The 14,337-nt window shown below is 35.9% G+C and carries 12 protein-coding genes; 1 reads left to right on the forward strand and 11 read right to left on the reverse strand.

Annotated elements, in window-relative coordinates:
* Nucleotides 1–62: 62 nt before the first annotated feature.
* From AVFI_RS19620 to AVFI_RS19660, 9 genes are all read right to left on the reverse strand, one after another.
* A complete protein-coding gene (locus AVFI_RS19620; RefSeq protein ID WP_054775521.1) occupies nt 63–1,457 on the reverse strand; it encodes a fructose-specific PTS transporter subunit EIIC in 1,395 nt (464 codons plus the stop codon).
* Between the two features lie 17 nt (nt 1,458–1,474).
* The gene (locus AVFI_RS19625; protein ID WP_017020255.1) at nt 1,475–1,906 is read right to left on the reverse strand and encodes a PTS sugar transporter subunit IIA; all 432 of its coding nucleotides are present in this window, start codon (nt 1,904–1,906) and stop codon (nt 1,475–1,477) included.
* Nucleotides 1,907–2,182: 276 nt separating this feature from the next.
* The gene (locus tag AVFI_RS19630; protein WP_188863483.1) at nt 2,183–3,868 is read right to left on the reverse strand and encodes a GGDEF domain-containing protein; all 1,686 of its coding nucleotides are present in this window, start codon (nt 3,866–3,868) and stop codon (nt 2,183–2,185) included.
* 217 nt (nt 3,869–4,085) lie between these two features.
* Nucleotides 4,086–4,982 carry a histone deacetylase family protein gene (locus AVFI_RS19635; RefSeq protein WP_065622627.1) on the reverse strand — a complete coding sequence of 299 codons (897 nt, stop codon included), beginning with the start codon at nt 4,980–4,982 and terminating at the stop codon, nt 4,086–4,088.
* Nucleotides 4,983–5,056: 74 nt separating this feature from the next.
* On the reverse strand, nt 5,057–6,373 hold the full coding sequence (gene brnQ, locus AVFI_RS19640) for a branched-chain amino acid transport system II carrier protein (RefSeq protein WP_188863484.1): 1,317 nt from the start codon (nt 6,371–6,373) through the stop codon (nt 5,057–5,059).
* A 363-nt stretch (nt 6,374–6,736) separates the two neighbouring features.
* Complete coding sequence (locus tag AVFI_RS19645) at nt 6,737–7,084, reverse strand: RidA family protein (protein WP_011263244.1); 348 nt, start codon at nt 7,082–7,084, stop codon at nt 6,737–6,739.
* Nucleotides 7,085–7,164: 80 nt separating this feature from the next.
* The gene (locus AVFI_RS19650) at nt 7,165–7,557 is read right to left on the reverse strand and encodes an ACT domain-containing protein (protein ID WP_054775520.1); all 393 of its coding nucleotides are present in this window, start codon (nt 7,555–7,557) and stop codon (nt 7,165–7,167) included.
* A gap of 74 nt (nt 7,558–7,631) precedes the next feature.
* Nucleotides 7,632–9,140, reverse strand: a complete 1,509-nt coding sequence (locus tag AVFI_RS19655; RefSeq protein WP_188863485.1) for an alanine/glycine:cation symporter family protein — start codon at nt 9,138–9,140, stop codon at nt 7,632–7,634.
* A 257-nt stretch (nt 9,141–9,397) separates the two neighbouring features.
* Nucleotides 9,398–9,730 carry a tRNA-binding protein gene (locus tag AVFI_RS19660; RefSeq protein ID WP_005422363.1) on the reverse strand — a complete coding sequence of 111 codons (333 nt, stop codon included), beginning with the start codon at nt 9,728–9,730 and terminating at the stop codon, nt 9,398–9,400.
* Between the two features lie 130 nt (nt 9,731–9,860).
* Between AVFI_RS19660 and AVFI_RS19665 the strand changes: the two genes are divergently transcribed.
* Nucleotides 9,861–10,859 carry a substrate-binding domain-containing protein gene (locus AVFI_RS19665; protein WP_054775518.1) on the forward strand — a complete coding sequence of 333 codons (999 nt, stop codon included), beginning with the start codon at nt 9,861–9,863 and terminating at the stop codon, nt 10,857–10,859.
* Between the two features lie 24 nt (nt 10,860–10,883).
* Here the strand turns inward: AVFI_RS19665 and AVFI_RS19670 are convergent, their stop codons facing one another.
* The gene (locus AVFI_RS19670; protein WP_188863486.1) at nt 10,884–13,478 is read right to left on the reverse strand and encodes an ATP-binding protein; all 2,595 of its coding nucleotides are present in this window, start codon (nt 13,476–13,478) and stop codon (nt 10,884–10,886) included.
* A gap of 147 nt (nt 13,479–13,625) precedes the next feature.
* Nucleotides 13,626–14,237, reverse strand: coding sequence for a TetR/AcrR family transcriptional regulator (locus AVFI_RS19675; RefSeq protein ID WP_065597380.1), 612 nt, complete (start codon nt 14,235–14,237; stop codon nt 13,626–13,628).
* Nucleotides 14,238–14,337: the final 100 nt, after the last annotated feature.

Genomic DNA, 14,337 nt, shown 5'->3' on the forward strand with positions numbered 1-14,337 from the left:
TAAGAGGCTTTTAATTAGGAGATTTTATTCAGAGAAGATGGTTAATCTCTTCTGTTTTTCTATTAACCCTGAATCAGAGTTAACGCATTCTTCATTGCTTCTTTCGTTGAACATTCAACTTGGCGAATGTTAGCGAAGCGGTCAGCTTCTTTTACTGGAATATCATGAGCAAGAATGATGAACTTAGCGTTTGCTACATCTTTTGCTGTCAGTTTATTCACTAAACCGTTAGAGCCTTGAGTTTCAACTTTAATCTTGATACCAGCTGCCGCACCTGCTTTTTCTAGTGCTTTTGCTGCCATGAATGTGTGAGCTACACCTGAAGGACAACAAGTTACAGCTAACACATCGTATTCACCTTCACCTGCAACAGGCGCAGCTGTTGGTGCTTGAACTGGAGCAGCTGTTGTTAATTCCGCTTCTTCTTCAACAACTGGTTTCCAGAAACCTACGATTAATGCTGTTGTTAATGAACCTAGAGCAATACCGACAACATACATTGGAATGTTGCTAGATACAGGCGCTGTAATTAAACCACCCCATGGAGCATGAAGTAATACGTCAGTTAAGAAACCAAACACACAACCAACCATACCACCAATTACGATAGATGGTAAAACACGTACTGGATCGTTTGCTGCGAATGGAATTGCACCTTCAGAGATACCAATTGAGCCCATGATAGCTGCTGCTTTACCTGCTTCTTGCTCTTCTTTAGAGAATTTCTTCTTAAATAAGAATGTTGCAAGCGCCATACCTAGTGGTGGAGTACAAATCGCGATACCAACGCCGCCCATTAACCATGGTTGTGTGTTTACTTGTGTTTGAGCAAATAGTGTTGCTACTTTGTTGATTGGGCCACCCATATCGAACGCCGTCATACCACCAAGAATCGCACCTAAAACCGCTTTAGAAGAACCTGCCATTGATGCTAGGAATTCATTCATGCCAACCATGAAAGAAGAGATAGCAGCACCTAAGCCCCACATTACGATACCAGCAGATACTAATGTACCAACTAGAGGATAGATAAAGTACACACCTAACGCACTTAAATGAGCAGGAATAGGAAGTTTCTTAAGTTGAAGAACCACACCACCAGCAATGAAACCGGCAACGATACAACCAAGGAAACCACCACCTAAATCAGCCATAATGCCTGATGCAATAAATGCAGGCGCTAATGCTGGTTTATCTGCAATTGAGTAACCAATAAAACCACCAAGAATGATTGGAAAAAGAACCAACCCTTTAATCGCAATGGTTGAAATATCCGCTAAGATACCTGTATCAGGAACCGCACCTTTACCTGTAGCCATTACCGCTAAAGCTAACAGAACCCCACCAGCAACCACGAATGGAAGCATGTGAGAAGTACCAAAAAGTAAGTGTCCTTTTAATTTTGATAGTGTTTGTTTCCAATCACTTTGATTATGCGTTGCAGTCATCGTTGACATAAAAGTAATCCTAAAAGTTAGTTAGTCAATAGATCTAAAATTTGTTGCTTAGTTGTCGCTTTTTGCATATCAGCAATCAGGTCATCACCAAACTTTTCAAATAACGCTTGTAGTGCATAAATGTGGTGGTCACCGTTTTCAGGTGATGCAATCATAAAAAATACGCTTGGTTGTTCATCGTCAGCTTGATATTCAATCGCCTCTTTCGATACACCAACGGCGATTGCCGGAGAGGTAACAGCTGAGCTTTTTGCATGAGGATAAGCAATTCCCATGTCGCTAGTTACGCATTGCGCTTCACGAGCATAAATATCAGTTAAAAAATTCTCTTTATTATTAATTCGGCCATTTTGAAACAGAGTTTCAGCTAGTTCGGCAAAAACACCGTCTTTTGTGGTTGATTTTAAATCCAGTGTAATTAAGTCTGTATTAACTAATGATGTGATCATTTTTATTTCCTACACTCATAAATGAGTCAATGCCAAAAAATCAAAACCATTAAAATTCAAAAGGTTAAAAGATAAAAAAATACCTTATAAGTTATATGGTTTTATTCGATAGGAAGATGATATGAATTTAGGACAAGATTGGTAAGTTGATATTTCAAGCATTTACTGGACTTTTGTACCCTCAGATCCAAAGTGTGAGTTCAGTAACAATTACACACATAAAAAAGCCGCTAACTTAAATTAGCGGCTAAATCGACTCATTAGATTCAGAGTTACTTAAAGAAACTGATCATTCAAAATAACATTTTTAGTCGTACGCTTTGCGTTATAAAGTAATTCATCGGCTGATTTATATGTGTTTTTATCTTTACTTGAAAAACTCAACCCACCACTAATGGTTACTTTTAAATCATGGCTCCACCGTAGACTCTCAACACGCCTACGAATATCTTCCGATAATTCAATACAAGCTTGAGGCTCTATCAAAGTAAAGAGAACAACAAATTCTTCGCCACCGATCCGATAATAACTATGATGCCTTCCAAGTATTAACGCTATTTCACTAGCGACTTTTTCAAGAACTTCATCTCCAACCTCATGCCCAAAACTATCATTGATAGTCTTAAAGTTATCAATATCGACAATTAAAAAAGCATGATTCTTTTGTATAACACCTTCATAATCAACCATAAACTTCCTTCGGTTTAATGAACGCGTTAGCGGATCCGTATACGTTTCAATATTCAAATATTTTATTTTAACTATCATCATTAATAATAACGACGAGATAACAAGCAATATCACAAATGCAATTTTCAAAAATAATAATGATTGTTGATTTTCGTTATTTAACTTATTATTTTCATTTTGCTTTAATTTACTTGAGATTAAAAGATGATAACTGGTGCTCTGTCTTTCATCACGTACTTCATTGTATCTTTTATTTAAATTATAAAATTCAAGTATGTTATTAGTTTTAAGATAATAATCAAACAGTGTTGAATAGACTAATTTTGTAAATCTTATCTGATTGGTTCTGTCTGCTATTTTTAATAATTCTTCTTTTTTATCTTCAAGCAATGAATAATTTTCATTTTTCAATGCTAATTTAAATTCTATTACCTTTATTAATATATGCTTATCTAGTAATAAGTTAACTTTATCTTTCTCTAACTCTGATTGAGCAAGCGTTAAACACTGATTTGCTTTATCAATTAAACCGATTTCATCGTAAGCTTCTGCTCTCAAAGATAATAGATAAACATGATAATCACGCCAATCTTCTTCATTGTATGCGGTCTGATATTGATCTACATTTTCAAGAAACTCCAACGCCATTTTAGGTTTATTAATCGCTAATTTATTTTCAGCCAAACTTAATGTAGCTCTTGTTTTTAATTTTTTCCATTCATCAGAGCTGTCTTTATATTTAATAGAGTTAATTATATTATTAGAAAAATCATACCCTTTAAAATAAGTAATAATAATTGCTAATCTAAACTCACCTGACGCTACTTTAAATTCATCATCACTTTCATGTGCAATTTCTATATATTTTAAAGAGGGATCTATCATTCCATAAAGATCATTATCTTTATATCGTAACGTCGCTATTTTATCTAAAACTAATAATTGGGAGTCTTCATTTAAAGCACCATCTTGTAATGCGATATTTAAGATTGCTGTACCAATTTTAGCACCGTTAGAGCAATTAAGAATAGGTCGAATACTCTCAGCTATATCTTCAATATTATGTTGATATTCATTTTGACCAAAACGAGTGAACTCAGTAATAACTTGGCACTCTTGAGGAGTACATGATTTAGAGTAATCGATTAATTGCTGTTTATAATCAACACTTTTATCAGTAATTTGATGTGTATGAAGCGTTTCATTCACAACGAAAACAGTCGCGATAGAAGCAATCATTATCCCAACAATTAATAAAATTAATTTTTTCATTTTTAGGTATTTAAAAAAGAAAGGAGTATACGCTTTTATTTTTCCATAACAATACAAAAATAAAGAAAAAAACCATATGATAAAACGGACGCTTAAAAAGAAAATAAACCATTTAAATCATAAGGTTAACGAATAATATAATTTATTTCTTTTCAACCAACAACAGCCTACTTATCTCCTACAAAAACAGTGACAGTGTCACATGGTTCATTGAAGCTTAGCTGATAAATGCTCGTATCAATTGCAAGTGTGGTTCAACCAAATCGTCATGATTACTTCGATAACCACCACCAACAACACAAGCAATAGGGATCCCCTTTTGTGTTGCAATACTTTTCATAAATCTATCTCGTTGGTATAGACCTTCTGTTGATACACTTAAATAACCCAATTCGTCATCAATATGAATATCTGCACCTGCATCATAAATAATAAGGTCAGGTTGATGATGATTAATTGCCATTTCAACAACTTGCTTAAAGGCCTCTAAAAATGCCTTATCTTGTGTGCCAATGGACAAAGGAACATCATAATCAGACATGGGTTTTCGCGCAGGAAAGTTTTTATCACAATGAAAAGAAAGCGTAATGATGTCATTTCTATCAGCACATAGTGTCGCGGTTCCATCTCCATGATGTACATCACTATCGATAATTAATACTTTATCTATGCTGTCTTGCTTTAATCCGTGCTGTGCTGCAATAACTAAATCATTTACTAAGCAAAAGCCGCTACCAAAATCATAATGAGCATGATGGTAGCCACCGCTTAAATGTATAGCACTACCACTCTCAATTGCCTTATCAACGGTTAGACAAGTACCAGAGGCTGACAGCAGTGTTCTCTCTATTAATGATTCGCTCCAAGGAAAACCAATACGTCGCATTTTTGCTGCAGGTAAAGTTCCTGTAATTAACGCATTTACATAGTTTTCTTCATGTACTTGTTTAAGTGCTTCAATAGATAACGGTATTGGTTCAAAACATCGATAAACCTCATCAGAATAATGAGATTGAATGGCTTGATACAAACGCTGATATTTTTGGATAGGATATCGATGTCCATCAGGCAGAGCCAACTGAGAATATATCGGATGATAAATTAACGCCAACATATACGAAAAGATTCCTATTCTAAAACCAAAAGAGCAACCATTATGGCTGCTCTTTATCAATACACAAAATAATACTAATTATTTACTGCAACGTTCTTTATCATTGTTTTATTAAACAGCTTATGAACAAAAATAGTTATAAATACAGGCAATAACCAAGATGTATGTGATGAGAACAACGGTAGCCATTGTTCACAAAACGCAGTAATTCCCTCAGGTAACTTACCTAAAATATGTAAGGCATCAATCGTACCAAACAATGCTGCAATACATACGACTACAGTATGACTCATTGAAATCGTTGGTGTATTTGATTCCGATTTTTCAGGAATTAACACCATCGCAATAATCAATGAAATAGCAATAGGACACAAAATTAAAATAGCAGGTAAACTTACTTCAATAATCGTTTCTAAACCAAAGTTTGAAATGATCGCCGTTAGCACCATGATCACAGTAGCACTAACTTTGAATGTAACCCCGTAAGTATTTTTATAATACTCTGAATTCGCATTTGTTAGGCCGATAGTTGTAGTTAAGCACGCCATAAGTGTAATCGCAGCTAATAGAATTTGGCCTAACATACCAAACTCACCTGCCGCATAACGCGTTAAGATCTCACCACCATTGGTTGCACTTGGTGCAATTTCAGATGAGGTAGAACCCAAGTAGCCCATCGCTAAATAGCATAACGACATTAAAACAGAATAAATAACCGCAATACGAATAGTGTAATAAGAAATCGCTTTTTTATCTTCAATCCCTTTACTACGAATAGTTTGAATAATCACCCAACCAAACGCAACAGCAGCGATAGCATCTAATGTCATGTACCCCTGAATTAAACCATTCACCGTAGGTGCTTGTTGATAAATCTCAATTGCTTGGCTTGGTTCCCCTAAAGGATTCACTAATGCTGCAATAACCAATACTGCTAACATCGCTATTAAGGCCGGTGTCATCACTTTACCAATATAATCCACTAACTTACCTGGTTTTAACGCTAACCATAATGTTAATGCACAAAATAGAGCAGAAAAAACCATTAAACCATTACCAGAATAGAAAGGTTTCACGCCCATTTCGTAGGCAACGGTGACAGCTCGAGGTAATACAAATGCAGGGCCTAAAGTGGTTAAAACTAAAAACCAAAATGAACGATCCATCCATTTAGGTAATAGCGCTGTTAATTTATCAGCAGAAGATAAACGCCCTAACACGACAAGTGTAAATGCAGGTAGACCAACAGCTGTTAATAGAAAGCCGACGATAGCGACTAACCAGTTTTCACCAGCTTGTTGAGCCATTAATGGTGGATAAATTAGATTGCCAGCACCTAAAAACAAGGCGAAGGTCATAAAGCCAATAGCAGCGAGATCTCTTCTGTTCACACAACATACCTTATAAGTTTACTTGGTATCAGTTGGGCTAGAAGATATAAAAGGAGTGCTCTATCCGCCAGCCTAACTGACGAATAAAAAAGCCGTCAGTATCAGTGAATGACAACGACGACAGAGACAAGTGTATAAGCAATCTTGCTCGATTCTGCTTGATAAGCAGCCAGATTGTTTTTAATGTTCGTTAACATAAGTTATACACTCTATAAAATAATTGTTGTTAAACTAAATCAAAGCCCGAAGATTGTAAAGCATATTTATTGATAATAAGCATTTCATTATAAACAGGAGCAAACAACAACTGAATAAATCTGTATTTATGCCACTAAATAGTCTTCCTATTTAGCGACATAATCATTACTTCACTGCAGCAACGAATGCGATTTCAACTAAGTAATTAGGATCAGCAAGCTCTACTTTTAAACACGCACGGCTTGGAGCACACCCTTCTGGTAACCACTTTATCCATGCTTCATTAAATACGGCTAAATTAGCAAAATCAGTCACATAAATAGTAACCGATACTAAACGAGACTTATCACTATTTACACTTGCTAGCATCGCTTCGGCTTGAGCGAATACTTGCTCAGTTTGACCTAGCATATCTGCCGTTTCATCTTCTGCTACTTCAACAAAATGAGCCATTTTATTAAATACTGTTACATCAGACCATTTTTCGCTTGGGTTAATACGTTGAATATCCATGTTTATACTTCTTGGTTAACAAAAAAATGTGCCCTGATTTTACCATAGGCATTAGCAATGCCATATAAAATGTATAGTGATTATTCAATCTCTTTTAACGCTGATAATGCCAACTCAGCCTTGCTAGATGGAACAAAAATATGATCATGATAAAACGCAGCCACGACATTCGCACTTATCCCTTTTGATGCTAATTTAGTTGAAACAGCGGCAGTGAGGCCTACAGCATCTAAACTTGAATGAACCGTTAACGTTATTTGACGAAATACCCCATCAAATGGAATGTTTTCCTTAAGAGCAACGTCTTTCTCTAAAACTAACGTTAATCCTTCTTGCTCAACAAAAGTCCCGATAGGATTTAAGCTAATATATTCTTTCAGCTCCCCTTCCACACTACAAAACACATACTCTTGAGTTAATAGTTCTGGCTTCATTGTTCTAAGCAGTTCATCTAATTCAAAAATCCCCGACATCTTGTTCTCCATGCAAATTGCAATAAAAAATGCCGTTACATTAACGGCATTTTTCTTAGTTTAGATAACAATATTTATTTTTCTCTGGCTTTATTTTTGTTTCTTTCTAACTTTTGTTCCCAATACGTTGCGCCTTTAATTCCTAATTTTACAGGGTCGAAAGTAAAGCTTTTTACACCTTGTTTTTGCTGTTCTTCATAATCTTTTAACGCTTTTAATGCAGGTTTTGATAAGAAGAAAATAATCAAAATACCGATGATATTTAACCAAGCCATTACCCCTACACCGACGTCACCCATAGCCCAAGCAAGATTCGCCGTTTTAATCGTACCGTAAAATACCGCAGACATGATCACCACTTTAAGAACAAACATCATTCCATCAATTTTTAATGTTCGGCGTATATAAGCAATGTTCGTTTCAGCAATATAGTAATAAGCTAAAATGGTCGTGAATGCGAAAAAGAATAATGCAAAAGCAATAAAGATTTTACCGATACCAGGTAGAGTACTTTCAATAGCCATTTGAGTGAACATAGGGCCATTTGCACCAATGGTTTCAGATATATTTTGTACTAAGAAAACACCTTCCCCACTGCCATGTACATTGTAAGCGCCGGTAATTAAAATCATAAATGCTGTAGCAGAACAAACTAGCAAGGTATCAATGTAAATAGAGAATGATTGAACTAACCCTTGTTGTGCAGGATGCTCAACACTTGCCGCAGCAGCTGCGTGTGGACCAGTACCTTGACCCGCTTCGTTTGAATAAACACCTCGCTTAACACCCCAACCGATAGCGGCACCAAATCCTGCCATTGGTGTAAATGCATCACCAATGATCATTGCAAAAATCGCTGGAACTTCATTAATGTTCAGCAGAATAATGACAAACGCTAAGATAATATAAGCCAAAGCCATAAACGGGACGACAATTTGCGTGAAGTTGGCGATACGTTTCACTCCACCAAAAATGATGAAGCCAAGAATGATCGAAATAACTGCACCGGTGAAAATCTTAGCAAAACTGAATACGCCAAGCCCAGTATCAATCATGCTACCAGAGCCAAATGCGGTTTCGACTGCATTACCAATACTATTTGATTGAACGCCCGGGAGTAACACACCACAAGCAAAAATAGTTGCGATAGCAAAAATCCACGCATACCATTTTTGTCCCATTGCTTTCTCTATGTAATAAGCAGGACCACCACGGAACTGCCCTTCATCTTCTTCTTTATAGATTTGAGCAAGAGTGGATTCAGCATAAGCTGTCGCAGCACCTGGAAAGGCAACAACCCACATCCAAAATACTGCACCGGGGCCACCAAAGCCAATCGCTGCCGCAACACCTGCGATATTACCTGTACCCACTCGTCCAGACAGAGATACCGCTAATGCTTGAAATGAACTGATCCCTTTACTTGATTCTTTATTTGAAACTAACAAGCGACACATTTCTTTAAAATGTCGAACTTGAACAAACCGAGTCTGAATTGAATAAAACAGACCAGCACCCAAACATAAATAAATGAGAAATGGACTCCAAATAATCCCATTTAAAAAATCAACTACACCCTGCATAAAAATCCCTTTAATTGTAAGTGTTGGTATAAATACAACCAACCATACACCAGAAATTAACAACAGGTTAACAATGAGAGCTTAAATAGAACAAAAGTGTGAAATGCAGCACTAAATAACAGAATAAATTGATTTAACAAATGAAAAATTCACTTCATATTTCAATACTGTATTTTTGTGCTGTAAAGGAGGATTAAAAGATGATTTTTATTTAAAGCGCCATTATGTTTTCGTAATGGCACTTAATTTTAAAGGTATTAAACGATTTTTACTCCCGTCGACATCATGCGTTCAGGAGTCAGTAACACGCTTTCAGATTCATCATCCGTTTCAGCACATAACAACATGCATTCTGAAGTTTCGCCACGCATTTTTGCTTTTGCTAAATTACAAAGCACTACAACTTGCTTATTCATAAGCTCTTCTTCTGTGTAATAAGGAACAAGGCTCGTTACCGTCTGTAAACTTCTCTCGCCTACATCAATTTGAACGATATATAATTTATCGGCATTTTCATGACGTTTTACTTCCGTGATCTTTCCTACACGAATATCTAATTTAGCAAAATCACCGTATGCTATTGTTTCCATTTTAATTTATCCTTACAATCAATTCATGATAACGTTTACAAAATCAATCCTATTGCATTAAGATAGAAAACAAAATAAAAGTTTACTAAAACTTTAACTAGATCAAATTAATAATAATTAAGGCATCATTATGGCAACCATTAAAGACGTAGCAAAAGAAGCTGGTGTATCTGTTGCCACCGTTTCTCGTGTAGTAAATAAATCACCTAAAGCAAGCAAAGCGGCAATAGAATCAGTCAATGCAGCAATGACCAAGCTTGGTTATCGACCCAATGCCAATGCTCGTGCTTTAGTGAGTAAAAGTACCAATACGATTGGTGTATTAGTCGCAGATGTCTCTGATCCATTTTTCGGCTCTCTCATAAAAGCAGTAGATGCCGTTGCCAGAGCCAACAATAAGCACTTATTGATCGGCAATGGTTATCATAATGCTCAAGTCGAAAAAGAAGCCATTGAATTATTAATTAATAGCCGTTGCGAATCCCTAATTATCCATTCGAAAGGGTTAAGTGATGACGAACTAACTCAATTCGCAAAAGAAGTTCCCGGCTTAGTCATCATTAACCGTCACGTTCCTCAAATTGCACATCGATGTATATCCCTTGATAATCAATTAGGGTCAACACTTGCAACAGAGCATCTCATTGAAAATGGTCACCAACAACTAGCTTACATTAATTCAAACCAACAAATTGATGACAGCTTTGATCGAAAGCTGGGATTTACTCAAGCCTTAAATAAACATGGATTACCCATTGATAATTCTTTATTAAGCGAAGGTGAGCCCACTGATGAAGGCGGTGAAAAAGCAATGACACAGTTAATTGAAACTAAACAACCATTCAGTGGTGTTGTTTGTTATAACGATTATATGGCTGCAGGAGCTATTGCCTCTCTTGAAAAAGCAGGAATTTCAGTACCAGATCAGGTTTCCATTGTTGGATTCGATAATGGTCTGATTGCTAAATACGTACATCCGAAATTAACGACCATTGATTACCCTATTAGTGAAATGGCCACACAAGCTGCACTGCTGTCCTTAGTTTTAGCAAAAGACGAAAAACCAGAAATAGAGAAAGAAGTGTATGCACCGACACTCATCAAACGTAATTCAGTACATACTCAATAAATATTAATGAAGCGTATTATTTAATTATGTATACGCTTCTAATTTCTCTAAAATCAATTCTTTTCTAAATGGTTTTGCTACGTAATCATCCATTCCCGATTGGTAGCATTTATCAATATCTTCAACGAAAACACTCGCTGTTAACGCAATAATAGGTAAGCGTTTCTGCTCTTGATTCTCTTCCCATTTCCTAATCGCTTCAGTAGCCGCAAATCCATCCATTATCGGCATCATGCAGTCCATTAAAACTAAACTATAGGGTGACGTTTTACTCATCACCATATCTAATGCTTCTTGTCCATTATTGGCTATTTCAACAGAAAAACCGGCTTTTTTAAGCAACAACGATGCAACTTTTTGATTAATCGCGTTATCTTCAACAACAAGAACCGTTTTTATTATTTCCAGATTATCCTTACTGTTATGAGGTGAATCTATCATCTCACCATATCCAGAATCACCGTTTGTTTTTACTTCTGAAATAACCCCTTGATGCGATTGGCTTGCAATAAACGCTTGCTTCATTACCTTATAAAAACGTTTACCAAGTAATGGATAAGTAATGACACCTTCAATTGTACGTTCAAAATCCACCTTTTCATCTTGATGCTTTTTACAAATGATAATCGCTGGTCGATGCTTATATTCATTCATTTGCCTCACATGATTTAATGCTTCTGAAGAGGATTTTTGACAATAAATAACCACATCACTTTGGCTGATTAGATCATCCTGCGGAACAAACTTTTGGACAATTCTGCTATTAATTCCCAATTTTTTACATTCCATCTCAAGCTGAGTTGCATAAAGCATATGATTACTCACAATGACACATGAGGACTGAGCATATTGTTCTAATCCTTTATGTGTAGGTTCAACCACCTCAACATCTAATATAAAATGAAATTTACTTCCAAACCCTTTTTCTGAATCAACTTTCAACTCACCATCAAGCATTTCAACTAACTGGCGACATATTGCCAACCCTAGACCAGTCCCACCAAATTGACGAGTTATTGAGCTATCTTCTTGCGTAAACGGTTCAAAAATCTGTTCACACTTATCTTTACTGATCCCAATACCCGTATCTTTTACAGAGAAGAATAATAACCCTCTTCCATTCTCTTTCTGTTGATAATTAATGGACAAAATGACCGCACCATCCTGAGTAAATTTAACGGCATTAGACATTAAGTTCATCAGTATTTGGCGCAATCGATGCTCATCAAGCATTACGAGTTCAGGTAAATCATTAGCAAGGTCAATTTGTAGTGCTAAGCCTTTTTCTGTCGCTTTGCTCAAAATGACCGTCAGAGTATCGTAGGCAACTTCTTCGACATTCGATTCTTGAGGAACAATAACTAAATTCCCAGATTCTATTTTTGATAAATCAAGAATATCGTTAATCAATAAAAGCAGTGTTTGCGAAGAAGTATCAATAGTTTCAACATATTCTGATTGAACCGGAGTTAAATCGGTTTCAGTTAAGATGTCTGACATGCCAATAATGCCATTTAAAGGTGTTCGAATTTCATGAGACATGTTGGCTAAAAATGAACTTTTTGCTTTAGCTAACGCTTCTGCTTTTGACTTTTCAATTTCTAAGTATTCTGTCTCTTGATTAAAAGAGTAGATCAAATCAGCAATTTCATCTTTATAACCATAATTTATATCGATTTTTTCACTCGATTCTCTCTCATTTACTTGTTGTGAAATCAGGACTATTGGATTGATTAAACTACGATTAATAAAATAATAAGCTAAAATCACACAAGCCAATAAAATAGGCACAATCCCTAATTCAATATCAACAACCTGAGCGAAAGTCTCATCAGCTACAGTAAGAACTGAATTGACCACCTTGAGCTCCCAACGAAGATCATCCATAAAGAGCTCTACAACATACATACTTTCATCAACAGCGAATTTGTATTCTGCTATTGTGGTGTTTCCATCGTAGACAGATATCCCTAACTGATGCTTCTCAGCTTGTGATTCAATAACACCGATTAACCCTTTTAATGAAATATCAATGGTTGCCACACCAACAAATTGATTATTTTCAAAATAAGGTTGTGAAGCGGTGATCATTTTCTGCTTGGTAAAAGGATCAATGTAAACCTCAGACCATGAAATATTATGGCTACTGTTTTCATGTGAAACCGATGTATACCATGACTCTTGTTGATAAGGTGTATTGCTAGGAATGTTGTAATCGTTAACAGAGGTGATTTTTCCTCGTTCATCACGAGAATAAAAAATGCTAGCTAATTGTTTGGATGGCTCCAATGTATTGGGTTCTGGCCAAATGCCACCACTAATAATAATATCGTCGCTCTCTTTGAAAACAGAATAAGTCATATCTTCAAGAACATCGATAGAGTAACCGCTTGCCGCCACCCCAACAAGTGCATGCAATGTGGAAAGAGAATGATTAAGTGGATCCTCTATTTCCCTAGCTAAAAGTTGAGTTCGTAAATTAAGATTGTTTTCAAGATTTTCACGAATAGGAGGTTCAACAACATAATAAGTAATACTGCCAATAACCGTAATTAAAAAACAAACATAACAAGCTAATGCGAGAATGCTCTTTTTCTTTAATGACATATTATTATTCATAAAAAACCTAGCACTTTATTTGTAGATATAATTATTAACTATAATCGCCTTAAGTACTTTGTCGTAAAATAACTCAGCTAAGTTTGATCTTACCCTCATTAATTATTCAAAGAATATGGTCCATATTTACATCTTTATACAAATGGTCTACTCAGCAACCCCATAACTCTGTAAGAAAATTGTGGTTAGTGTTTCTATTTTTTGTCTTAGTTCTTTCCCTTGTGGTTCAACATCCAAATGCATCACTTGAGGCCAAAAAAACAATCCTTGAAACAAGCTCACATACACATCCGTCATTTGCTTTGGGTCGATATTTTTAAGTCTTTTCGCCTCAATGGCACTTCTAAACCACTGAGTGATCGCACGAATACTGTAAATATTTTGAATAAGGTGCTTCGCCATCTCTGGTTGACGTAAAAACTCCATCACAATCGTACGGGCTAAAGCAATACCATACGTTTTATAAAGAACATCAATTTCTTTGTAAGCTATCTCAGTTAACTGTTCTTCCATGCTTTTTTTAAAGTCAAAATGATAAGACACACTTTCATTCACCGAATCATTAATAATGGTGAGCACTGACTCAAACAACACTTCTTTACTTTCAAAATGTCGATAAAGCGTTCGTTTAGACACTTCTGCAGACGATGTGATCCTATCCATATTCGCGGCTAAAAAGCCGAATTCAATAAATTCTTCTTTTGCTGCATTAATGATATCTAAGTGTTTTTGTTGCGATCTTGTCAATTTTTTTTGCATGTTCCCTCCAATCTATATGAGCTAGTCTAACCATTCCAAAAACAAATGTATACTTTTGAGTTTACTTTATGCTTTTTACGTATAAAATAAACTCTAGAGT

This window comes from Aliivibrio fischeri ATCC 7744 = JCM 18803 = DSM 507 (assembly GCF_023983475.1).
GTDB classification, from domain to species: Bacteria; Pseudomonadota; Gammaproteobacteria; order Enterobacterales; family Vibrionaceae; genus Aliivibrio; species Aliivibrio fischeri.

What these genes read in the sequence shown, in the direction of transcription:
- AVFI_RS19625 (WP_017020255.1), bottom strand. Translation starts at nt 1,906, where the DNA reads ATGATCACATCATTAGTTAATACAGACTTAATTACACTGGATTTAAAA.
- AVFI_RS19650 (WP_054775520.1), bottom strand. Translation starts at nt 7,557, where the DNA reads ATGTCGGGGATTTTTGAATTAGATGAACTGCTTAGAACAATGAAGCCA.
- AVFI_RS19645 (WP_011263244.1), bottom strand. Translation starts at nt 7,084, where the DNA reads ATGGATATTCAACGTATTAACCCAAGCGAAAAATGGTCTGATGTAACA.
- AVFI_RS19630 (WP_188863483.1), bottom strand. Translation starts at nt 3,868, where the DNA reads ATGAAAAAATTAATTTTATTAATTGTTGGGATAATGATTGCTTCTATC.
- AVFI_RS19655 (WP_188863485.1), bottom strand. Translation starts at nt 9,140, where the DNA reads ATGCAGGGTGTAGTTGATTTTTTAAATGGGATTATTTGGAGTCCATTT.
- AVFI_RS19635 (WP_065622627.1), bottom strand. Translation starts at nt 4,982, where the DNA reads ATGTTGGCGTTAATTTATCATCCGATATATTCTCAGTTGGCTCTGCCT.
- AVFI_RS19660 (WP_005422363.1), bottom strand. Translation starts at nt 9,730, where the DNA reads ATGGAAACAATAGCATACGGTGATTTTGCTAAATTAGATATTCGTGTA.
- AVFI_RS19620 (WP_054775521.1), bottom strand. Translation starts at nt 1,457, where the DNA reads ATGTCAACGATGACTGCAACGCATAATCAAAGTGATTGGAAACAAACA.
- AVFI_RS19670 (WP_188863486.1), bottom strand. Translation starts at nt 13,478, where the DNA reads ATGAATAATAATATGTCATTAAAGAAAAAGAGCATTCTCGCATTAGCT.
- AVFI_RS19665 (WP_054775518.1), top strand. Translation starts at nt 9,861, where the DNA reads ATGGCAACCATTAAAGACGTAGCAAAAGAAGCTGGTGTATCTGTTGCC.
- AVFI_RS19675 (WP_065597380.1), bottom strand. Translation starts at nt 14,237, where the DNA reads ATGCAAAAAAAATTGACAAGATCGCAACAAAAACACTTAGATATCATT.